Source organism: Pseudomonas sp. 51_B, assembly GCF_017491595.1.
Taxonomy (GTDB): Bacteria; Pseudomonadota; Gammaproteobacteria; order Pseudomonadales; family Pseudomonadaceae; genus Aquipseudomonas; species Aquipseudomonas promysalinigenes.
Genome location: NZ_JAFGYW010000032.1, coordinates 15,729 through 36,040, shown reverse-complemented (window position 1 = coordinate 36,040; position 20,312 = coordinate 15,729). Strand labels below are relative to the sequence as shown.

Annotated in this window: 19 protein-coding genes, 1 other RNA gene and 1 pseudogene; 13 read left to right on the top strand and 8 right to left on the bottom strand. The window is 61.4% G+C overall.

Going from position 1 to position 20,312, the window contains the following annotated elements:
• Positions 1-72 precede the first annotated feature (72 nt).
• Positions 73-699 (top strand): annotated as a pseudogene (locus tag J5M56_RS26820) (sterol desaturase family protein); the annotation flags it as partial.
• 501 nt (positions 700-1,200) lie between these two features.
• Here J5M56_RS26820 and J5M56_RS21895 read toward each other — a convergent pair.
• On the bottom strand, positions 1,201-1,845 hold the full coding sequence (locus J5M56_RS21895; RefSeq protein ID WP_186476194.1) for a DedA family protein: 645 nt from the start codon (positions 1,843-1,845) through the stop codon (positions 1,201-1,203).
• A 213-nt stretch (positions 1,846-2,058) separates the two neighbouring features.
• Between J5M56_RS21895 and ppk1 the strand changes: the two genes are divergently transcribed.
• Positions 2,059-4,290 (top strand): polyphosphate kinase 1, encoded by a 2,232-nt coding sequence (gene ppk1, locus J5M56_RS21890; protein ID WP_060477190.1) that lies wholly within the window; start codon positions 2,059-2,061, stop codon positions 4,288-4,290.
• On the opposite strand, the gene ppx is transcribed toward ppk1, so the two are convergent.
• The gene (gene ppx, locus J5M56_RS21885) at positions 4,277-5,779 is read right to left on the bottom strand and encodes an exopolyphosphatase (RefSeq protein ID WP_207937779.1); all 1,503 of its coding nucleotides are present in this window, start codon (positions 5,777-5,779) and stop codon (positions 4,277-4,279) included. The two genes, ppk1 and ppx, sit on opposite strands and share 14 nt — an antisense overlap.
• Positions 5,780-6,020: 241 nt before the next feature.
• Between ppx and trxA the strand changes: the two genes are divergently transcribed.
• The 5 genes from trxA to J5M56_RS21860 all read left to right on the top strand — a co-directional run bounded on the left by trxA (position 6,021) and on the right by J5M56_RS21860 (position 11,399).
• Positions 6,021-6,350, top strand: a complete 330-nt coding sequence (trxA, locus tag J5M56_RS21880) for a thioredoxin TrxA (protein WP_016392405.1) — start codon at positions 6,021-6,023, stop codon at positions 6,348-6,350.
• Between the two features lie 230 nt (positions 6,351-6,580).
• On the top strand, positions 6,581-7,840 hold the full coding sequence (gene rho, locus J5M56_RS21875; RefSeq protein WP_003253661.1) for a transcription termination factor Rho: 1,260 nt from the start codon (positions 6,581-6,583) through the stop codon (positions 7,838-7,840).
• A 218-nt stretch (positions 7,841-8,058) separates the two neighbouring features.
• Positions 8,059-9,525, top strand: coding sequence for a 4-hydroxy-3-polyprenylbenzoate decarboxylase (gene ubiD / locus J5M56_RS21870; RefSeq protein WP_060477187.1), 1,467 nt, complete (start codon positions 8,059-8,061; stop codon positions 9,523-9,525).
• Positions 9,525-10,493: a CDP-6-deoxy-delta-3,4-glucoseen reductase gene (locus tag J5M56_RS21865; protein ID WP_207937778.1), complete on the top strand. Its 969-nt coding sequence runs from the start codon at positions 9,525-9,527 to the stop codon at positions 10,491-10,493. The genes ubiD and J5M56_RS21865 overlap by 1 nt, the downstream gene beginning before the upstream one ends.
• A 246-nt stretch (positions 10,494-10,739) precedes the next feature.
• Entirely contained in the window at positions 10,740-11,399 is a 660-nt protein-coding gene (locus J5M56_RS21860) for a gamma-glutamylcyclotransferase (RefSeq protein WP_207937777.1), read from the top strand.
• An 86-nt stretch (positions 11,400-11,485) separates the two neighbouring features.
• Here the strand turns inward: J5M56_RS21860 and J5M56_RS21855 are convergent, their stop codons facing one another.
• Complete coding sequence (locus J5M56_RS21855) at positions 11,486-12,463, bottom strand: NADPH:quinone oxidoreductase family protein (protein ID WP_060477184.1); 978 nt, start codon at positions 12,461-12,463, stop codon at positions 11,486-11,488.
• Between the two features lie 157 nt (positions 12,464-12,620).
• Between J5M56_RS21855 and J5M56_RS21850 the strand changes: the two genes are divergently transcribed.
• Positions 12,621-13,025, top strand: a complete 405-nt coding sequence (locus J5M56_RS21850; protein WP_060477183.1) for a flagellar basal body-associated protein FliL — start codon at positions 12,621-12,623, stop codon at positions 13,023-13,025.
• Positions 13,026-13,117: 92 nt separating this feature from the next.
• On the opposite strand, the gene J5M56_RS21845 is transcribed toward J5M56_RS21850, so the two are convergent.
• From J5M56_RS21845 to J5M56_RS21825, 5 genes are all read right to left on the bottom strand, one after another.
• Positions 13,118-13,537: an EVE domain-containing protein gene (locus J5M56_RS21845; RefSeq protein ID WP_207937776.1), complete on the bottom strand. Its 420-nt coding sequence runs from the start codon at positions 13,535-13,537 to the stop codon at positions 13,118-13,120.
• A gap of 346 nt (positions 13,538-13,883) precedes the next feature.
• Positions 13,884-14,492, bottom strand: coding sequence for a 5-formyltetrahydrofolate cyclo-ligase (locus J5M56_RS21840; RefSeq protein ID WP_207937775.1), 609 nt, complete (start codon positions 14,490-14,492; stop codon positions 13,884-13,886).
• Positions 14,493-14,548: 56 nt separating this feature from the next.
• Positions 14,549-14,728: non-coding RNA, 6S RNA (ssrS, locus tag J5M56_RS21835), on the bottom strand.
• 17 nt (positions 14,729-14,745) lie between these two features.
• Positions 14,746-15,066, bottom strand: a complete 321-nt coding sequence (locus tag J5M56_RS21830; protein WP_060477180.1) for a cell division protein ZapA — start codon at positions 15,064-15,066, stop codon at positions 14,746-14,748.
• Complete coding sequence (locus tag J5M56_RS21825) at positions 15,063-15,245, bottom strand: TIGR02449 family protein (RefSeq protein ID WP_029886233.1); 183 nt, start codon at positions 15,243-15,245, stop codon at positions 15,063-15,065. Before J5M56_RS21825 ends, J5M56_RS21830 begins: the two co-directional genes overlap by 4 nt.
• 181 nt (positions 15,246-15,426) lie before the next feature.
• Here J5M56_RS21825 and J5M56_RS21820 point away from each other — a divergent pair, with 181 nt between their 5' ends.
• From J5M56_RS21820 to J5M56_RS21800, 5 genes are read left to right on the top strand one after another with little or no spacing between them, the layout of a single operon-like run.
• Positions 15,427-15,981, top strand: a complete 555-nt coding sequence (locus J5M56_RS21820; RefSeq protein ID WP_060477179.1) for a YecA family protein — start codon at positions 15,427-15,429, stop codon at positions 15,979-15,981.
• A gap of 22 nt (positions 15,982-16,003) precedes the next feature.
• Entirely contained in the window at positions 16,004-17,338 is a 1,335-nt protein-coding gene (gene pepP, locus J5M56_RS21815) for a Xaa-Pro aminopeptidase (RefSeq protein ID WP_060477178.1), read from the top strand.
• A complete protein-coding gene (gene ubiH / locus J5M56_RS21810) occupies positions 17,335-18,534 on the top strand; it encodes a 2-octaprenyl-6-methoxyphenyl hydroxylase (protein ID WP_186476200.1) in 1,200 nt (399 codons plus the stop codon). Before pepP ends, ubiH begins: the two co-directional genes overlap by 4 nt.
• On the top strand, positions 18,531-19,013 hold the full coding sequence (locus J5M56_RS21805; protein WP_060477176.1) for a DUF4442 domain-containing protein: 483 nt from the start codon (positions 18,531-18,533) through the stop codon (positions 19,011-19,013). Before ubiH ends, J5M56_RS21805 begins: the two co-directional genes overlap by 4 nt.
• A gap of 9 nt (positions 19,014-19,022) precedes the next feature.
• Positions 19,023-20,240 carry a 2-octaprenyl-3-methyl-6-methoxy-1,4-benzoquinol hydroxylase gene (locus J5M56_RS21800; protein ID WP_207937780.1) on the top strand — a complete coding sequence of 406 codons (1,218 nt, stop codon included), beginning with the start codon at positions 19,023-19,025 and terminating at the stop codon, positions 20,238-20,240.
• Positions 20,241-20,312 lie beyond the last annotated feature (72 nt).

Below are 20,312 nucleotides of genomic sequence, written 5' to 3'. Positions count from 1 at the left end.
TGGCAGATGTGGCCATAGGGATTACTGGGGGCGCGTCCTACTCTGTGTGAATGAACTAAGAGAGCGTTGCCCATGGATCTGATTCTGCTGGCCGTGCCGTTCTTCTTCGTGTTGATTGCGCTGGAGCTGCTCGCCGACCGTGTGCGCCAGCAAAGCAACTTCACCCTGGCCGACTCGATCAACAGCCTCAGTACCGGTGCGCTGTCCACCACCACCGGCTTGTTGACCAAAGGTGTAGGGCTGCTGAGCTATGCACTGGCCTGGGAGCATCTGGCGGTACTGCGCCTGCCCTCGAACAGCGGCTGGGTGTGGCTGCTGGCCTTCATCCTGTATGACCTTTGCTACTACTGGCTGCATCGCCTGGGCCATGAACGTAACCTGCTGTGGGCGGCGCATTCGGTCCATCACCAAAGCGAGGAGTACAACCTCACCACCGCGCTGCGCCAGACCAGTAGCGGCTTCCTTTTTTCTTGGATCTTCTATCTGCCCATGGCGTTGCTCGGCGTGCCGCCTGTGGTGTTCGTCACCGTGGCGTCGCTGAACCTGCTGTACCAGTTCTGGGTGCATACCCGCCACATTCCCAAGCTCGGTTGGCTTGAGTGGGTATTGATCACGCCGTCCAACCATCGCGTTCACCATGCGCAAAATCCTGCTTACTTGGATCGCAACTATGGCGGTGTGTTCATTATCTGGGACCGTCTGTTTGGCACCTTCAAGGAAGAAGACCCGCACGAACCGGTGGTGTTCGGTGTGACCACGCCCTTGGCCAGTTGGAACCCGTTGTGGGCGAACCTGCAGTTCTATGCCCAACTGTGCAGCGATGCCCGCCGTACACGCCGTTGGCAAGACAAGCTACGCATCTGGTTCATGCCCACTGGCTGGCGTCCGGCCGATGTCGCGGCCGCTTATCCACAGGCTCAGCAGAACCTGGCGTTGTTCCACAAGTTCGAAGTAGCACTGGGCCGGGCGTGGCAGGTGTACGTTGCGGTGCAGTTCTTGGCTTACATCGCTTTGGGCAGCTACTTGATGGAGGTGGCCGAACGCGTACCCCTTGCCGCTCTGGTGTTGGGCTGGGCGCTGATGGCCTTTGGGTTGTTCGTGTTGGGCGCGGCACTGGAAAATCGGCCGTGGGCACTGCGCCTGGAGTTGGTGCGCTTGCTCACGTTGGCGCCGGCGCTATACCTGGCCGCCACCCTGGGCTTAGCGGTGGTCTTGCCCGTGTTCTGGCTGCTTCTGGGCGGCTACTTGCTGCTCAGCGTTGTCGGCCTGCTCTTGTGCCGCAGCGCGGCGCTCGGCGCGCAGGGTCCGAAAGCGCCGGCGCAGCCACAGCAGGATGCCCAGCAACAGCAGGGCGCCGAGCACCCATAGCTCGTACTTCTTGATGCTGCCCAGCATGCCTTCGAGGATGGCGCCAAAATGGTAGGCGGCAAGGCCCAGCGCCAACGCCCAGACTGCGGCACCTATACCGTTGAGCAGCAAGTAACGGCGCGGCGAGTAACCGGACAGGCCGATGGCTACCGGCATGACCGTGCGCAGGCCGTAGACGAAGCGAAAGCTCAGCACCCAGATGTCCGGATGGCGACGGATATGCTCCAGCGCACGGTCACCCATGGCTTGCCAGCGCGGCTTGCGCGCGAGGATCTTGCGCCCGTGGCGCCGGCCCATGAAATACCACAGCTGATCGCCAGCGTAGCTGCCGCAAAACGCCACCAACACCACTAGCTTGATGTCCATGTATTCGCGGAACGCGAGGAACCCTGCAAGTACCAAAATGGTCTCGCCTTCGAAGAAGGTGCCTAGAAAAAGGGCAAAGTAGCCGAAATCCTGCAGGAATTGTTGGAGCATTTTCTGAGGTGCTGGCGAAATGAACGCGCAGCCTACCCCTTCGCGCGCGTTCGGGAAAGTGTCCAAATGTGTCTCGACGTGAACATTTCCTACACAGACAATACCGACAGCTTCAAGTCGCGCCTTGCGCGAAGCTGTCACACAGCCGTCATAATGGACGCTTATCTTGCCGCTCAATTGATCATAGGGCGTTAACGTCCTCAGGAACGTCAGATGAATAATGAAGTGCTAACCCCTGTCGCGATCAAGGACGCCCAGGCAGTCCCCGAAGAGATGATGCAGACCCCGCCGGACCTGCCCGAGGTTGCCGAGCCTGTGGTCGAAGCCGCCGCCCCGGCCGCAGCGCCTGCCCCGGCCATCGCCGTACCAAGCCTGGACGACAGCAGCCTGTACATTCATCGCGAACTTTCGCAGCTGCAATTCAACATCCGCGTGCTGGAGCAGGCGCTGGACGAGTCGTATCCGCTGCTCGAACGCCTCAAGTTCCTGCTGATCTTCTCCAGCAACCTCGACGAGTTCTTCGAGATCCGCGTCGCCGGCCTGAAGAAGCAGATCAACTTTGCCCGTGAGCTGGCCGGCGCCGACGGCTTGCAGCCGCACCAGGCCCTGGCACGCATCAGCGAGTTGGTGCACTTCGAGGTGGAGCGCCAGTACGCGATTCTCAATGACGTGCTGCTGCCGGAGCTGGAAAAACACGCGATCCGCTTCATCCGCCGCCGTTATTGGACGCCCAAGCTCAAGACCTGGGTGCGCCGCTACTTCCGCGACGAGATCGCACCGATCATCACCCCGATCGGCCTGGACCCGACCCACCCGTTCCCGTTGCTGGTGAACAAAAGCCTGAACTTCATCGTCGAGCTCGAGGGTGTGGATGCTTTCGGCCGCGACTCGGGCCTGGCGATCATCCCGGCCCCGCGCCTGTTGCCACGGGTGATTCGTGTGCCTGAAGAGGTCGGCGGCCCTGGTGCCAACTACGTCTTCCTGTCGTCGATGATCCATGCCCACGCCGATGATCTGTTCCAGGGGATGAAGGTCAAGGGTTGCTACCAGTTCCGCCTGACCCGTAACGCTGACCTGGCGCTGGATTCGGAGGAGGTCGACGACCTTGCCCGGGCCCTGCGCGGTGAGCTGTTCTCGCGCCGCTACGGTGATGCGGTACGCCTGGAGGTGGCCGATACCTGTCCGAAACACCTGTCGGACTATCTGTTGAAGCAGTTCAGCTTGAGCGAGAGCGAGCTCTACCAGGTCAATGGCCCGGTCAACCTGACCCGCCTGTTCAGCATCACAGGCCTGGACAGCCACCCAGAGCTGCAATACACGCCGTTCACCCCGGCAATTCCCAAGCTGCTGCAAAATGCCGACAACATCTTCAGTGTCATCGGCAAGCAGGACATTCTGCTGATGCACCCGTTCGAGTCGTTCACTCCCGTGATCGACCTGCTGCGCCAGGCTGCCAAGGACCCGCACGTGCTTGCGGTACGCCAGACGCTGTACCGCTCCGGGGCCAACTCGGAAATCGTCGACGCCTTGGTGGATGCAGCGCGTAACGGTAAAGAGGTCACTGCGGTGATCGAGCTGCGCGCACGCTTTGACGAAGAGTCCAACTTGCAGATGGCCAGCCGCCTGCAAGCGGCCGGTGCGGTGGTGATCTACGGCGTGGTCGGCTTCAAGACCCACGCCAAGATGATGCTGATCCTGCGCCGCGAGCAGGGCGAGATCGTGCGCTATGCGCATCTGGGTACCGGTAACTACCATGCCGGGAACGCGCGGCTGTACACCGACTACAGTCTGCTGACCTCTGACGACGCCCTCACCGAAGACGTCGGCAAGCTATTCAGCCAACTGATCGGCATGGGCAAGACCTTGCGCATGAAAAAACTGCTGCATGCGCCATTCACTCTGAAAAAAGGCATGCTCGACATGATCGCCCGGGAGACTCAGTTCGCCCTGGACGGCAAACCTGCGCACATCATCGCCAAGTTCAACTCGTTGACCGATGCCAAGGTCATCAAAGCGTTGTACAAGGCCAGCCAATCGGGCGTGAAGATCGACCTGGTGGTGCGCGGCATGTGCTGCCTGCGCCCAGGTATCGCGGGGGTTTCCCACAACATCCAGGTGCGCTCGATCATTGGCCGCTTCCTTGAGCACACGCGGGTGTTCTACTTCCTCAACGGCGGCGAGGAACAAATCTACCTGTCCAGCGCCGACTGGATGGAGCGCAACCTCGACAAGCGCGTCGAGACCTGCTTCCCGGTAGAGGGCAAGAAACTGCTGTTGCGGGTGAAGAAGGAGCTGGAAGGCTACCTGACCGACAACACCCATGCTTGGACCTTGCAGCCTGACGGGCGCTATGTGCGTAGCACCCCGACCGGCAACCAGAACCCGCGCAGCGTTCAGGCGACCCTGCTGGAGCGCCTGAGCAACCCGGTCCTCAACGTACGCTGAGGACGAAGCCGACCCGGGTCAGCCACTGCGCCTCGTTGGCGAAGTCGGCCTGGGTCAGCTGGTTCTGTTCCAGCCAGCCTTCGGGGAACACCACCTCAAGGCTGTCTTCATCCGCTTTGAGCTGTACCTTCGGCATCTGCTGAGTTCCCCGAATGTGGTGGAATAAGATGGCGAAGCGCAGCAGCACGCACAGGCGCAGCAACTTGACGCCCTCATCGCCGAGTTCCACGAACTTGTCTTTGGGGATGTTGCGGCGGTGGCCGCGCACCAGCAGGGCCATCATTTGTTGATCTTCCCGCGAAAAGCCTGCCAGGTCGGAATGCTCGACTAGATAGGCGCCGTGCTTGTGGTAGTGATAATGGGCAATATCCAGGCCGATCTCGTGAATTTTGGCCGCCCAACTAAGAAGATCCCGCCAATTACCTTCATTCAGATCCCACTGCGCGGCGACTTGGTCGAACGCATGCAAGGCTTTGCGCTCGACCCGCGCGGCCTGGCCCTGGTCGACGTGGTACCGCTCCATCAGCGAGTTCAGGGTGCGTTCGCGCACGTCTTCATGGTGATGGCGGCCCAAGAGATCGAACAGCACGCCTTCCCGCAGTGCGCCGTCGCAGTGGTCCATGCGTTGCAGTTCCAGGGCATCGAAGATCGCTTCGAGAATCGCCAGGCCCGCCGGGAAAATGGTGCGCCGGTCTGGTTTGACGCCTTCGAAGTCGATCTTGTCGGCTTCGCCCAGCTTGAACAGCTTGCGTTTGACCCAAGCCAGGCCTTCGGCATTGACCTCACCATTGCCCAGGCCTGCAGCCTTGATCGCAGCGCCGATGGCGCGGATGGTGCCGGATGAACCGATGGCCTCGTCCCAGGTCAGGCGGTGCAGGCCGTTCTCGATGCTCATCAGCTCCAGGCGTGCAGCGGTGTAGGCCTGGGCGTAGCGTGCCGGGGTGATCTTGCCGTCGCGGAAGTAGCGCTGGGTGAAACTCACGCAGCCCATCTGCAGGCTTTCGCGCAGCAGCGGCTCGAAGCGCTGGCCGATGATGAACTCGGTACTGCCGCCGCCGATGTCGGCGACCAAGCGCTTGCCGGGGTTGTCGGCCAGCGTGTGCGAGACGCCCAGGTAGATCAGGCGCGCCTCTTCACGCCCGGAGATGACTTCCACCGGGTGGCCTAGGATAGCTTCGGCGCGCTGGATGAATACGTTGCGGTTACGCGCTTCTCGCAGGGCATTGGTGCCAACGATGCGCACCGAGCCTGCCGGCATGCCGTTGATCAGCTGGGCAAAACGCTTCAGGCATTCCAGGCCACGTTCCATGGCTTCTTCACTGAGCCTGCGTTCTTCGTCGATGCCAGCGGCAAGCTGAACCTTTTCGCCCAGCCGCTCGAGAATGCGGATCTCAGTATGGTGGGCCTTGGCCACGACCATGTGAAAGCTATTGGAGCCCAGGTCGATGGCGGCGATCAGAGACGGGTTCTTCGCGGAAGTTTGCGGCATTCTGTGTGTTCTCGGTCGGTAACCCGGCAATCGTGCCACGATCCTTGGCTTACGCCAACGCGCACTGCGCCGGGCCTTGATGCAAGGCAATGTGCCATTCGATGCTATGACACTCGTGTGACAGTTTCGATTCGAGGGGTCTTGCACAACTATAGTTACACTCAATCGTCCGTGGCTTCCTGTAGGGCTTGGGTGCAGCTATCATGGGCCACGTTTTTTGCTTACGACCCTGGAGATATCCATGAGCAGCGATCTGATCAAACACGTCACCGACGCCACCTTCGAAGCCGAAGTCCTGCAGGCTCAAGGCCCGGTGCTGGTCGACTACTGGGCTGAATGGTGCGGTCCATGCAAGATGATCGCTCCGGTTCTGGACGACATCGCCGCCACCTACGAGGGCAAACTGACCGTCGCCAAGCTGAACATCGACGACAACCAGGAAACCCCGGCCAAGCACGGCGTGCGTGGCATTCCTACCCTGATGCTGTTCAAGAACGGCAACGTCGAAGCCACCAAGGTAGGCGCGTTGTCCAAATCGCAGCTGGCCGCGTTCCTCGACGCCCACCTGTGATGTGATGGAAAAAGCCCCGCAAATGCGGGGCTTTTCTTTTTCAGAGCACTAGACGCAGAAAAAAGCAAGTGTTACATTCGGCCTCGCACTGCTTCTCCAGTGCCCTCTGCATGCCGTCGCCGAAGCATCCCTAATTCGAATCAGTACGCGATCCTGTCGCCATCTAGCGGCGCGGCCTCATTAAGCCAAAGCTTAATTCTCCCTTCTTACATGATTACGTCATTCCCCTTATGAACCTGACTGAACTCAAGCAAAAGCCGATTACCGATCTTTTGGAAATGGCCGAACAGATGGGCATCGAAAACATGGCCCGTTCGCGCAAACAGGACGTGATTTTCGCCCTGCTGAAGAAGCATGCGAAGAGCGGCGAAGAGATCTCGGGTGACGGCGTGCTGGAGATTCTCCAGGATGGTTTCGGTTTCCTGCGTTCTGCTGATGCGTCCTACCTGGCCGGCCCCGATGACATTTACGTCTCGCCAAGCCAGATCCGCCGTTTCAACCTGCGTACCGGCGACACCATCGTCGGCAAGATCCGCCCACCCAAAGAAGGGGAGCGTTACTTCGCCCTGCTGAAGGTCGACACCATCAACTTCGACCGTCCGGAAAACGCGAAGAACAAGATCCTGTTCGAGAACCTGACGCCGCTGTTCCCCAACAAGCGTCTGAAGATGGAAGCCGGTAACGGCTCCACCGAAGACCTCACCGGCCGCGTCATCGACCTGTGCGCCCCGATCGGCAAAGGCCAGCGTGGCCTGATCGTTGCTCCGCCAAAAGCCGGTAAGACGATCATGCTGCAGAACATCGCGGCGAACATCACTCGTAACAACCCTGAGTGCCACCTGATTGTCCTGCTGATCGACGAGCGCCCGGAAGAAGTGACCGAAATGCAGCGCACCGTGCGCGGCGAAGTGGTCGCCTCGACCTTCGACGAGCCGCCAACCCGCCACGTGCAGGTTGCCGAAATGGTCATCGAGAAGGCCAAGCGCCTGGTCGAGCACAAAAAGGATGTGGTCATCCTGCTGGACTCCATCACCCGCCTGGCCCGTGCCTACAACACCGTGATCCCAAGCTCCGGCAAGGTGCTGACCGGTGGTGTCGATGCCCATGCGCTGGAGAAGCCCAAGCGCTTCTTTGGCGCCGCGCGAAACATCGAAGAAGGTGGCTCGCTGACCATCATCGCCACCGCGCTGGTAGAAACCGGCTCGAAGATGGATGAAGTGATCTACGAGGAGTTCAAGGGTACTGGCAACATGGAGCTGCCTCTGGACCGTCGTATCGCCGAGAAGCGTGTGTTCCCGGCCATCAACATCAACCGCTCCGGTACCCGCCGCGAAGAGCTGCTCACCGCTGATGATGAGCTGCAGCGCATGTGGATCCTGCGTAAGCTGCTGCACCCGATGGACGAGATCGCGGCTATCGAGTTCCTGGTCGACAAGCTCAAGCAGACCAAGACCAACGACGAGTTCTTCCTGTCGATGAAGCGCAAGTAAGCTTACGTTTCAGGCATTGAATGGGGCTGCTGCGCAGCCCTTCGCGGGTGATCCCGCTCTTGCAGCGATAGCACCAGGCCAACTGCCGGTGCCTACCTTGCGGGGGCGGGTCACCGGCGAAGGGTCGCGAAGCGGCCCCAAGTCATTTTTGGCCATTGAATGCTGAACGGCGCTACACTCTGCAACCCCGACCGATACGGCCAACACGAGGCTCAAGCATGCAGTATCGCGACTTGCGCGACTTCATTCGTGGCCTGGAGCAGCGCGGTGAACTCAAGCGCATCCAGGTTCCGATTTCCCCTGTACTGGAAATGACCGAGGTCTGCGACCGCACCCTGCGCGCCAAGGGCCCGGCGTTGCTATTCGAAAAGCCCACTGGCTTCGACATCCCTGTCCTGGGCAACCTGTTCGGCACGCCCGAGCGCGTGGCCATGGGCATGGGCGCCGAGTCGGTCGACGAGCTGCGCGAAATCGGCAAGTTGCTGGCCTTCCTCAAAGAGCCCGAGCCGCCAAAAGGCCTGAAAGACGCCTGGTCCAAGCTGCCGATCTTCAAGAAAGTCGTGTCGATGGCGCCCAAGGTGATCAAAGACGCGGTATGCCAGGAAGTGGTGGTCGAGGGCGATGATGTCGACCTCGGCCAACTGCCCATTCAGCACTGCTGGCCAGGCGACGTGGCGCCGCTGATCACCTGGGGTCTGACCGTTACCCGTGGGCCAAACAAGGACCGCCAGAACCTGGGCATTTACCGCCAGCAGGTGATCGGCCGTAACAAGGTGATCATGCGTTGGCTGAGCCACCGTGGCGGTGCGCTGGATTATCGCGAGTGGTGCGAAAAGAACCCAGGCCAGCCGTTCCCCGTGGCGGTGGCGCTTGGCGCTGACCCAGCGACCATTCTGGGCGCCGTGACACCGGTGCCAGATACGCTGTCCGAATACGCGTTCGCTGGCCTGTTGCGCGGCAACCGCACCGAACTGGTCAAGTGCCGAGGCAGTAACCTGCAGGTACCGGCTACCGCCGAAATCATCCTCGAAGGCGTAATTCACCCGGGCGAAATGGCCCCTGAAGGTCCCTATGGCGACCACACCGGGTACTACAACGAGGTGGACAGCTTCCCGGTATTCACCGTCGAGCGCATCACTCATCGGCAAAAACCGATCTACCACAGCACCTACACCGGCCGGCCACCGGATGAACCTGCCATTTTGGGTGTGGCTCTGAACGAAGTGTTCGTACCCATTCTGCAAAAGCAGTTCCCGGAGATCGTCGACTTCTACCTGCCGCCTGAGGGTTGCTCGTACCGCATGGCGGTTGTGACCATGAAAAAGCAGTATCCAGGCCACGCCAAGCGCGTGATGCTGGGTGTGTGGTCGTTCCTGCGACAGTTCATGTACACCAAATTCGTTATCGTCACCGACGATGACATCAACGCCCGCGACTGGAACGATGTGATCTGGGCTATCACCACGCGCATGGACCCCAAGCGTGATACGGTGATGATCGACAACACCCCGATCGACTACCTGGACTTTGCATCCCCGGTATCGGGGCTGGGGTCGAAGATGGGCCTGGACGCCACACACAAGTGGCCGGGCGAGACTACACGCGAATGGGGCCGAGTCATCGTCAAGGACGAGGCCGTCACCCGCCGCATCGATGAGCTGTGGGATCAATTGGGAATAAATTGATGCAGGTAACGTTGCAGCCGTCCGGGGCGGTGCTGGCGCTCGAACCCGGGGAAAGGATTCTGGATGGAGCGCGGCGGCTGGGCTATGACTGCCCGAACAGCTGTCGCAATGGCAATTGCCATGTTTGCGCCGCATTGCTGGTCGAAGGGCGCGTGCGCCAGGAGGGCCAAGTCCGCGACCACGGCGAGTTGTTCACCTGCATCGCTGAACCCTTGGAGGACTGTGTGTTGCTCTGGGACGGTGTGCTTGCCTTGGGCGAGCTGCCGGTGCGCAAGCTGGCGTGCAGCGTGAGTGAGTGCGTTCAAGTCGGTGGCGATGTGTGGCGCGTTCGCCTGCTAGCACCGGCCGGCAGACCGCCGCGCTATCATGCCGGGCAGTACCTGATGATCGAGCGCGAGGGCGGCAAGCAGGCGGCGTTTTCGCTGGCTTCTGCGCCGCATTGCGGGCGCGAGCTTGAGCTGCACGTGCTGGGTCGTGAAACCAGTGCGTTGCAGTTGCTGGAGCAACTTCAGCGAGAGTGGGTGGCGCGCATCGAACTGCCCTTTGGCGATACTCACTTGGCCGAGTTGCCTGACGGGCCACTGGTGCTGATAGCCGCAGGTACCGGCATGGGGCAGATGCACAGCCTGGTCGAGCATTGCCGCGCTCAGGGCTTCAAGCACCCGGTACACCTGTACTGGGGGGTACGTCGGCCGGAGGACTTCTATACCATCGAACACTGGGCCGAATGGGAGCGTTTGCCCAACTTGTTCCTGCACAAGGTGGTCAGTGACCTGTGCGGCTGGGAAGGGCGCTGCGGCATGCTGCACGAAGCGGTCTGTGAGGACGTCAAGGATCTAAACACCGTGCATGTGTATGCCAGTGGTTCGCCGAACATGGTCTACGCCACGCTCGATGCGCTGGTAGAGGCGGGTATGGATGCCCACCGCATGCGTGCCGATGTATTCGCCTATGCCCCACGCGGCTAATTACCCAAGTTGCAACTAGTGGGTATAAGGCGGTAATTGTTACCGCCTGAGCCACTAACTTTCAACGCATCCTCAACAATAACTCCCAGTCGTCGGAACCCTGCGTGAAACTTGCGCCCGAGGGCTTGAGCATTCTGTCAGTTCTATCCTATGGTTAGTGCAAGCGCCCTTGGCGCGGCGGCGCAGAGCGTCTGTTACATGTCTTTGGCTACGTGTGTAGCACTCGGGGAATAATGGCGGCAGCTTATGTCGGCACTTGAAAGTTTGTCTTGGGGAATCACTTATCCTCCGGCGCTGGACTTTGGCCAGCAATTGTCCCGTGAGCAATTGCTCAACTCCATGCAGATGACCATGTCTCGCCATGAAGGCGGTCCTGTGTGGTTGTTTGCCTACGGTTCACTGATCTGGCGACCGGAGTGTCAGTCCGTCGAGCGGCAGCGAGCCCGCGTGCATGGGTATCACCGTGGGTTGTACTTGTGGTCCCATGAACATCGCGGCACCCCAGAAACGCCCGGCCTGGTATTCGGCCTGGACCGCGGCGGATCTTGCAGCGGGTTCGCTTATCGTCTGGAGGACAGCAACCTCGATGAGTCGCTGATGGCCCTGTGGCAACGGGAAATGCCCTATCCGGCCTACCGGCCGCATTGGCTAAGCTGCAGGCTGGGTGATGGCAGCAAAGTGCAGGCCCTGGGCTTCGTCCTGGAGCGGCACTTGCCCTGCTATGCGGGAAACCTCCCGGACACCTTGCTCAGCCAGATTCTTGCCAGTGCCAAAGGGCGTTATGGTACGACTAAAGATTATGTCGAACAGACCCTCAATGCGCTGCGCAGCCACCAGATGCCCGATCGCAATCTGGAGGCCCGGTTCAGGCGCTGCCATAACCTGCACGAACCTATTCGCGGCTAAGGCCCCGCCCACCGGCTTGGCGCTCACCCCAAGCCATGTGCAACGCTCGTGGGAGCGGGTTCACCGGCGAAGAGGCCGGGCCTGCATTACTTGGCCAGCACCACCAACTTACCGACGGCCTTGCGCTGCGCCAATGCTTCGATCGCCGCCCCGGCCTCAGCCAGTGGATAGGTTTTCGACACCAGGGGCTTCAACTTGCCCTCGGCATGCCAAGCGAACAGCTGTCGGAAATTCGCTGCATTGTCCTCCGGCTGGCGCTGGGCAAACGCACCCCAGAACACCCCAAGCACTGCTGCCCCTTTGAGCAGCACCAGGTTTGCCGCCATTTGCGGGATCGTCCCGCTGGCAAACCCGACCACCAATAACCGTCCCTGCCATGCAAGGCCGCGCACGGCTTGGTCGAACAGTTCGCCACCGACCGGGTCGTAAATCACGTCGGCGCCCTGGCCGCCTGTCAGACGCTTGATCTCGTCCTTCAGGCTCGCCTGGCTATAGTCGATCAATTCGTCAGCTCCGGCAGCTTTGGCAATGGCAAGCTTCTCGGCGCTGCTGGCCGCTGCGATCACCCTCGCGCCCATGGCCTTGCCAATTTCCACCGCTGCCAGGCCGACACCACCAGAGGCGCCCAACACCAACAGGGTTTCCCCAGGCTGCAACTGGCCGCGCTGCTTGAGCGCGTGCATCGAGGTGCCGTAGGTCATGCCAAAGGCCGCAGCGGTGGCGAAATCCATGTGCTCGGGGATCGGCATGACGTTATAGAACGGGACCGCCACCTGTTCGGCGAAAGCCCCCCAGCCGGTCAGAGCCATTACCCGGTCGCCCACTTTGAAGCTGCCGGCTTTTTCGCCCACTGCCGAAATCACGCCTGCGGCCTCACCGCCAGGTGAGAATGGCAAGGGCGGTTGGAACTGGTATTTCCCTTCGATGATCAGCGTGTCGGGGAAATTGACCCCGGCAGCGTGTACATCGAGCAGGATCTCATTCTTCTTCGGTACCGGGCTGGTTGCGTCTTCCAGTACCAGGTCGCGAGCCGGGCCGAGGGTTTTGCACAACACCGCTTTCATCGGGACTATTCCTTTGCGTGTAGTGGCCGATAAGTGTAGGAGGGTAGCTTGCCGGGTCAACGAGCATGCTCGGCCCTGATGGGTCGGCATAAGCCCGGGCTTGGGTTTGCCAAGCATGCTGGGTAAGCTGGCGCCAACTGTTTCTAGGAGCGATTTCGTGAAAGCGTGGATCTTGATGGTACTGGCGCTGATGCTGCCAGCAGCGGCCATGGCCGAGGAAGCCAAAGAAGGGGAGCCGAAGGTTGCCTACATAACCCTCACCCCGCCCTTCGTCGGCAACTACGCCCTCGATGGTGGCCCTAAGCTTCGCGTGTACAAGGCCGATGTAGCCCTGCGCGTGACGGGTGATACGGCGGCAGCTGCGGTCAAACATCATGAACCGCTGATCCGTAACCAACTGGTGGCACTGTTCACTCAGCAAACCGTGGAAAGCATGAGCAACGTCGATGCCAAGGAAAAGCTGCGCCAAGAGGCGTTGAAGCAAGTGCAACAAGTGATGGAGGCCGAAGAGGGCAAGCCAATCGTCGAAGACCTGCTGTTCAATAACTTGATTGTGCAGTAATGATTTTGGCGCTAGCAATCAAGAGGCTGTAAGCCCGGCGCGCCCCCGCGCCGAGCTCGCTCGCAAAGCCCCCTACGGCTTCTGAGTCGAACTCAACTGGCCAGTTTAATGATGGCCGCCCATTGCGCTTCGGTCACTGGCATCACCGACAACCGTGTGCCTTTTTGAACCAGCGGAAGCTCCGCCAGCACCTTACCGAATGTCTTCACATGCGCTACGTCCACCGCGCTCCATGGATTCTTTTCTTGGTTGGCCTTGGCGTCGTAGTAATGGCTTTCTGGGTCGAGCGCCGTCGGGTCTGGGTAGGCGGCTGCGGTAATCCGGGCAATGCCGGCAATGCCCGGCTGCGGGCAACTGGAGTGGTAAAAGAAGAACTCATCGCCTACGCTCATGGCCCGTATGAAATTGCGCGCCTGGTAATTGCGAACGCCATCCCAGCGAGCCTCGCCAAGGCGTCCCAGAGCCTCTATGGAAAGCTCATCGGGTTCGGACTTCATTAGCCAATAGGCCATGGATACTGCTCCTGAAAAGGTTTGAAATAACCTGTTGCATGAAACCGACGGCCGGCTGGCGTCAACGTTTGCGTGATGACTCAGGTTGTCGGAGAATGCGCCGATTTTAACGCTAGACGCTCCGGCGGCACCAAGAAGGTCGCCGAGCCTGAACGTATGCCTAGGGGGGCATTCTTCGATGAATCAACGCAAACCGGATCTACTCTGGATCCTGGTCTTCATCTTCGGTCTCGGCGTCGTCACCACTGGCTATGCCCAAGGGATCTGGGAACGTAAGCTGGATACCGCCTACCAGGCACCCGTGGACGCACCCCCCCAAAGTCGCTGAATTCCAGTACTGCGCCACTCAGTGTGGCGCCAGGTACCAGTTGCAGTCGCTGACCGTGCCTTGCAGCGGTACATCCCAACTGGCCTGCGCCAGTCGCTCGACCTTCTGGCACTCATGGGCCAGCCCCAGCAGCAGCGGTTTTTTCCAGCTCTTGCGACGTGCCTGGTAAGCCAGGCTGCGGTCGTAAAACCCTCCGCCCATGCCCAGCCGGCCGCCCACTTCATCGAAGCCGACCAACGGCAAGAGGATCAGGTCCAGCGCCCATATCGGCCGCTGGCGCCGGCGATCAGCCAAGGGCTCGGGTATGCGGAAGCGGTTGCGCTTGAGTTTCTCGCCCTGGTCGAAGCGCTGAAACACCATGCGCGTACGCGGCCAGGCATGCAGCACCGGCAGGTAGGTGCGCTTGCCTCGGCGCTGGGCCTCGCGCAACAGCAGGCGCGGGTCGATCTCACCGTCGTTGGGCAGGTAGAGGGCGATATGCCGGGCGCGTCGGAACAAAGGATGCTGCGCCAGCTGGCGATACAGGCCGCGTGAGGCCTTAAGCTGTTGAGCGGGGGTGAGGGCGCGGCGGGCGGTGCGAAGCAGGCGACGAAGCTGGGGGCGGGTGAGCGGCGCAGTTTCAGTCATGGCACTGGCTATCCCAGTTGTCGAATTGCCCAGCTGAACACTGGGCAAGAAGAATCAGGCTCCCCGATAAGACCGCTATCGGTGTAGCCCTTGAACCCGAAAGTTCAAGGTGGAGATTGCAGGGGGCGTTAAGGCTTTCCGTCGGGCGGACATGCACACCGGCCCCAGCGTGCAACCCCCGTGGTTGTGCGTATCGGCTCAGGGACATAACCGACTGGCGCATCCCCCAGGGAGTGGCGCCAGTATACCAATCTCAGCCGTTTTTGGTACCCGCATCGTCGGACAAAGCCTGATCGACCCGCTCCAGCAGGTCGCGCACCTGTTCACGGCTGGTGCCCGCGACCGGTGCAGCAGTCCGGTCGTCCTGGCGATGCAGCATCTCGTGGGTGATGTTCAACGCGGCCATGACCGCAATACGGTCGGCGCCGATCACCTTGCCGCTGCTACGGATCTCGCGCATCTTGCCATCCAGGTAGCGGGCTGCGCTGACCAGGTTGTTGCGCTCTTCCGGCGGGCAGATGATCGAGTACTCCTTGTCGAGGATCTGCACGGTGACGCTATTGCTTGAACTCATGAGTCTTGCTCCAGGGCCTTCAGGCGTAAAATCATCGACTCGACCTTGCGCTTGGCGATCTCGTTTTTTTCGATGAGGTGGGCGCGCTCCTCGCGCCAGGATTTTTCCTGAGCTACTAAGAGTGCATTTTGCCGTTTTAGTTGCTCGACGCGTTCAATCAGCAACTCGAACCGGCTCATCAGCGCTTGCAGGTCGTTCTCTTGCGTGGGTTGCACTCGCTTCGCTCCGTGGTGAATCACCCGTCGATGATGCCTGTCCCTGCGCAGCGGCGGCCAGTGCCGATAGTCTTGGCGCGCCTGCCGATGCTAGGATACAAGGCCTTCATTCTAGTCAAATGCGCCGTCTGGCGCCTAGCCGACCATGCCTAATACTCAATCGCCCTACGTTGCCTTCGCCATGCTGCTTTCGAGCAATGGTCACCCTGTAACCCCTGCCGAGCTGCACGGCCTGCTGATCGGGCGCAGCTGCGCCGGTGCCGGGTTCGATGCCGAGGCCTGGCTGGCCGATGCGGCCCAACTGCTGGAAACCGAACCTGGTGATAGCGTGCGCAATGCCCTGATCGGCCTGCAGGAGATGGTCAAAGGTGAACTGACCAGCGATGACATGGCGATCGTTCTGTTGCTGCCTGGCGACGATGCCGCGCTGGCTGACCGCGCCGAGGCCTTGGGCCAGTGGTGCCAGGGTTTCATCACAGGCTTTGGCCTGAACGCAGGCGGCAAGGACCTGTCTACCGAAGCCAAGGAAGTACTGCAGGACCTGGTGGCCATTTCCCAGGTTCAGGAAGCCTTGGAAGAGTCCGAAGACGGCGAAAGCGACTACATGGAAGTCATGGAATACCTGCGAGTAGCGCCGCTTCTGCTGTATTCGGAACTGGCCGCGCCCGCCGCGCCAGCGCCAAAACCTTCGCTGCACTGATCAACTGGGGGTAGTTGTGCCCATGAGCCGCATACCCAAGGCCGAATATGCCCGTCGGCGCAAGGCGCTGATGGCGCAGATGGTCCCCAACAGCATTGCCATTCTACCGGCTGCTGCGCTGGCCATTCGTAACCGCGATGTCGAGCATGTGTATCGCCAGGACAGCGATTTTCAGTACCTCAGTGGCTTTCCCGAGCCGGAGGCAGTGATCGCATTGATCCCTGGGCGCGAGCATGGCGAATATGTGCTGTTCTGCCGCGAGCGCAACCCCGAGCGCGAGCTATGGGATGGCCTGCGTGCCGGCCAGGAAGGCGCGATCCGTGACTTTGGCGCGGACGATGCTTTCCCGATCACCGACATAGACGAGATTCTGCCCGGCCTGATCGAAGGCCGTGAGCGGGTCTACAGCGCTATGGGCAGCAACCCTGAGTTCGACCGCCGGCTGATGGAGTGGATCAATGTGATCCGCTCCAAGGCACGCCTCGGCGCGCAGCCGCCGAACGAGTTCGTTGCGCTGGATCATCTGCTGCACGATATGCGCCTGTATAAATCGGCAGCGGAAGTGAAGGTGATGCGTGCCGCGGCAGAAATTTCCGCACGTGCCCATGTACGGGCCATGCAAGCTTGCCGGGCCGGGTTGCACGAATTCAGCCTCGAAGCGGAGCTTGACTATGAGTTCCGCAAAGGCGGCGCGAAAATGCCTGCCTACGGCTCCATCGTCGCCGCTGGGCGCAATGGCTGTATCCTGCACTATCAGCAGAACGATGCTCCGCTCAAGGATGGCGATCTGGTGCTGATCGATGCCGGCTGCGAGATCGACTGCTACGCCAGCGACATCACCCGTACCTTCCCGGTCAGTGGGCAGTTTTCGCCGGAGCAGAAAGCCATCTATGAACTGGTGCTCAAGGCACAGGCTGCCGCGTTTGCCGAAATCGCCCCAGGCAAGCACTGGAACCACGCCCACGAGGCGACGGTAAGGGTCATCACCGAAGGCCTGGTGGCGCTGGGCTTGCTCAAGGGCCAGGTGCAGGCGCTGATCGACAGCGAGGCATACCGGGCCTTCTACATGCACCGTGCCGGGCATTGGCTGGGCATGGATGTGCATGATGTGGGGGAGTACAAGGTAGGTGGCCAGTGGCGGGTGCTGGAGCCCGGCATGGCGCTGACGGTCGAGCCAGGCATCTACATTGGTGCCGATAACCAAGCAGTCGCGAAGAAATGGCGCGGCATCGGCATCAGGATCGAGGATGACGTGGTAGTGACCAAGCAAGGCTGTGAAATTCTCACCTCGGGTGTGCCCCGCACGGTAGCCGAAATCGAGGCGCTGATGCAGGCCGCGCGTAAGGCTGCAGCATGAACCGAGTCAACCTGGCGATCATTGGCGGCGGGCTGGTTGGGGCGAGCCTGGCCCTGGCTCTGCAGGCCGGCGCCAAAGCCCGCGGCTGGAAGATTCTGCTGATCGAGCCGTTCGCTCCCGGCGACAGTTTTCAGCCAAGCTACGATGCACGCTCGTCGGCGCTGTCGTTCGGCACCCGGCAGATCTATCAGCACCTTGGCCTGTGGCAAACCATCAGCCCGCGGGCCGAACCTATTCGTCAGATCCAGGTTTCCGACCGTGGCCGCTTTGGCGCTACGCGCCTGGATGCCAAGGAAGAGGGCGTGCCTGCCTTGGGTTATGTGGTGGAGAACGCCTGGCTCGGCCAATGCCTGTGGCAAGGCTTGGACCGAGAGGTGGTGAGCTGGCGTTGCCCGGCTGAGGTGAAAGCGATGCAGGCCATCGAGGGTGGCTACCGGCTGTCGCTCGACGACGACACCAGCCTGGAATGCGACCTTGCGGTGCTGGCCGATGGCGGCCGCTCGGGCCTGCGTGAGCAACTGGGTATTCATGTGCGTCGTACGCCGTATGAGCAGAGTGCGCTGATCGCCAACATCACCCCAGGCCAGGCCCATGGCGGGCAGGCCTTCGAGCGTTTCACCGAGCAGGGCCCGATGGCGCTGCTGCCGCTGCCTGACAACCGTTGCGCGCTGGTGTGGACGCGGCAAGGGATGGATGCTCGGCGCCTGGCCGATATCGACGAGCGCAGCTTCCTGCGCGAGCTGCAAGACGCTTTTGGCTACCGCCTGGGCGCTTTGCGCCAGGTCGGTGCCCGGCACCTCTACCCGTTGGCTTTGATCGAGGCCCAAGAGCAGGTGCGCCCGCACCTGGTGGTATTGGGCAACGCGGCGCATAGCCTGCACCCGATTGCCGGTCAGGGCTTCAACCTGTCGCTGCGAGACGTGCAATCGCTGGCTGAGGCCTTGTTGGCCGGCCCCTCGCATCCAGGCGATCTGGCGAGCTTGCAGGGCTATCAACAGCGCCAGCGCTTCGATCAGGCCCTGACCATCGGCTTCTCCGATCAGGTCACCCGCCTGTTTGGCAGCAACCAGCCCGTGATGGCGGCCGGGCGCAATATCGGCCTGCTCGGCCTTGACCTGCTGCCGCCGGCCAAAAGCTGGTTCGCCCGCCAGGCCATGGGCCTTGGTACGCGCCCTGACCAGCGGGGCCGCGCATGAGCAACCCGCGCCGGCTGGCACGCCGGGCCCGCATGCTGCGCTGGCTGCTGAACCTTTACCCGCCCTATCTGGGTGCCGGTATCCACATCCAGCACATCAGCCCGGACATGCGCAGCGTCAAGGTACGCATGAAACTGACTCGCTGGAACAGAAACTACGTCGGCACGCAGTTCGGCGGTAGCCTGTATTCGATGGTCGACCCGTTCTACATGCTGTTGCTGATCGAGCAGCTGGGCCGCGAGTACATCGTCTGGGACAAGGCCGCCAGTATCGATTTCATCGCGCCGGGCAAGGGCACGGTGTATGCCCAATTCCATGTCGATGACGCGCTGCTGAGCGAAATCCGCCAGCAGACCGCCAGCGGCAAGAAGTACCTGCCGCGTGTGCAGGTCGATGTCCGTGACGAAGCCGGTGAGCTGGTGGCACGGGTCGATAAAATCCTATACGTGCGGCTCAAGCCGCAAGCGAGGCAGGCGTAAGGCATGGAAATGCGCGCAGATGTGTTGATCGTCGGTGCCGGCATGGTCGGCAGTGCCCTGGCCTTGGCGCTTCGCCACAGCGGCCTGGAAATTATCCTGCTCGATGGCGGCCCGCTTTCGGTCAAACCGTTCGATCAGGCTGCCCCGTTCGAACCGCGGGTCAGTGCCCTGTCGGCGGCCAGCCAGCGGATCCTCGAACGCTTGGGGGCTTGGGACGGCATCGCCAGCCGGCGTGTGTCGGCGTATTCCGATATGCAGGTGTGGGACGGCAGCGGCACCGGGCAGATCCATTTCTCGGCCGCCAGCGTACATGCCCAGGTGCTCGGCCATATCGTGGAAAACCGGGTAGTGCAGGACGGGCTGCTGGAGCGCCTGCACGACAGCGACATCGGCCTGCTGCCCAACGCCCGCCTGGAACAGCTGCGCCGTTCGGGTGACCAGTGGCTGCTGACGTTGGCCGACGGCCGCAAACTACGCACGCCGCTGGTGGTGGCTGCCGACGGCGCCCATTCGGCGGTGCGCAAGCTGGCCGGCTGCCAGACCCGTGAATGGGATTACCTGCACCACGCAATCGTTACCAGCGTGCGCTGCAGCAGCGCCCACCAGGCCACGGCCTGGCAGCGGTTCACCGATGATGGGCCCCTGGCGTTCCTGCCGTTGTCCCGTGACGGCAAGCAGGACTGGTGCTCGATCGTCTGGTCCACGACGCCGGAGCAGGCCGAACGGATCATGGCCCTGGGGGATCAGGCCTTCCTCGAGGCACTGGAGCGCGCCTTCGAGGGGCGTTTGGGGCGTGTGCTGGAAGCTGACCCGCGCGTGTGCGTGCCGTTGCGCCAGCGCCACGCCAAGCGCTACGTCGATGAAGGGCTGGCGCTGATTGGCGATGCGGCACACACCATTCACCCGTTAGCCGGGCAGGGGGTCAATCTTGGCTTTTTGGATGCCGCAGTGCTGGCCGAAGTGTTGGGCAATGCAAGCGCGCGAGGCGAGCGCCTGGCCGATGTGAAAGTGCTCAGTCGTTACGAGCGCCGACGCATGCCGCATAACCTGGCGCTGATGGCGGCGATGGAAGGCTTCGAACGGCTGTTCCAGGACGACCGGTTGCCGCTGCGCTGGCTGCGAAACACCGGTTTGAAGCTTGTGGAGCAGTTGCCGGATGCAAAAGCAGTGTTCGTGCGCCAGGCCTTGGGGTTGAGCGGGGATTTGCCGGAGCTGGCTAAGGCTTGAGGCCGCCGAGGGCCGCGCCCTGGCTGCCTGCAACATCCGGTAACTGCTCGGTTGATGAGCTGGGTAATGGGA

What these genes read in the sequence shown, in the direction of transcription:
- J5M56_RS21895 (WP_186476194.1), bottom strand. Translation starts at nt 1,845, where the DNA reads ATGCTCCAACAATTCCTGCAGGATTTCGGCTACTTTGCCCTTTTTCTA.
- ppk1 (WP_060477190.1), top strand. Translation starts at nt 2,059, where the DNA reads ATGAATAATGAAGTGCTAACCCCTGTCGCGATCAAGGACGCCCAGGCA.
- ppx (WP_207937779.1), bottom strand. Translation starts at nt 5,779, where the DNA reads ATGCCGCAAACTTCCGCGAAGAACCCGTCTCTGATCGCCGCCATCGAC.
- trxA (WP_016392405.1), top strand. Translation starts at nt 6,021, where the DNA reads ATGAGCAGCGATCTGATCAAACACGTCACCGACGCCACCTTCGAAGCC.
- rho (WP_003253661.1), top strand. Translation starts at nt 6,581, where the DNA reads ATGAACCTGACTGAACTCAAGCAAAAGCCGATTACCGATCTTTTGGAA.
- ubiD (WP_060477187.1), top strand. Translation starts at nt 8,059, where the DNA reads ATGCAGTATCGCGACTTGCGCGACTTCATTCGTGGCCTGGAGCAGCGC.
- J5M56_RS21865 (WP_207937778.1), top strand. Translation starts at nt 9,525, where the DNA reads ATGCAGGTAACGTTGCAGCCGTCCGGGGCGGTGCTGGCGCTCGAACCC.
- J5M56_RS21860 (WP_207937777.1), top strand. Translation starts at nt 10,740, where the DNA reads ATGTCGGCACTTGAAAGTTTGTCTTGGGGAATCACTTATCCTCCGGCG.
- J5M56_RS21855 (WP_060477184.1), bottom strand. Translation starts at nt 12,463, where the DNA reads ATGAAAGCGGTGTTGTGCAAAACCCTCGGCCCGGCTCGCGACCTGGTA.
- J5M56_RS21845 (WP_207937776.1), bottom strand. Translation starts at nt 13,537, where the DNA reads ATGGCCTATTGGCTAATGAAGTCCGAACCCGATGAGCTTTCCATAGAG.
- J5M56_RS21840 (WP_207937775.1), bottom strand. Translation starts at nt 14,492, where the DNA reads ATGACTGAAACTGCGCCGCTCACCCGCCCCCAGCTTCGTCGCCTGCTT.
- J5M56_RS21830 (WP_060477180.1), bottom strand. Translation starts at nt 15,066, where the DNA reads ATGAGTTCAAGCAATAGCGTCACCGTGCAGATCCTCGACAAGGAGTAC.
- J5M56_RS21825 (WP_029886233.1), bottom strand. Translation starts at nt 15,245, where the DNA reads ATGAGCCGGTTCGAGTTGCTGATTGAACGCGTCGAGCAACTAAAACGG.
- J5M56_RS21820 (WP_060477179.1), top strand. Translation starts at nt 15,427, where the DNA reads ATGCCTAATACTCAATCGCCCTACGTTGCCTTCGCCATGCTGCTTTCG.
- pepP (WP_060477178.1), top strand. Translation starts at nt 16,004, where the DNA reads ATGAGCCGCATACCCAAGGCCGAATATGCCCGTCGGCGCAAGGCGCTG.
- ubiH (WP_186476200.1), top strand. Translation starts at nt 17,335, where the DNA reads ATGAACCGAGTCAACCTGGCGATCATTGGCGGCGGGCTGGTTGGGGCG.
- J5M56_RS21805 (WP_060477176.1), top strand. Translation starts at nt 18,531, where the DNA reads ATGAGCAACCCGCGCCGGCTGGCACGCCGGGCCCGCATGCTGCGCTGG.
- J5M56_RS21800 (WP_207937780.1), top strand. Translation starts at nt 19,023, where the DNA reads ATGCGCGCAGATGTGTTGATCGTCGGTGCCGGCATGGTCGGCAGTGCC.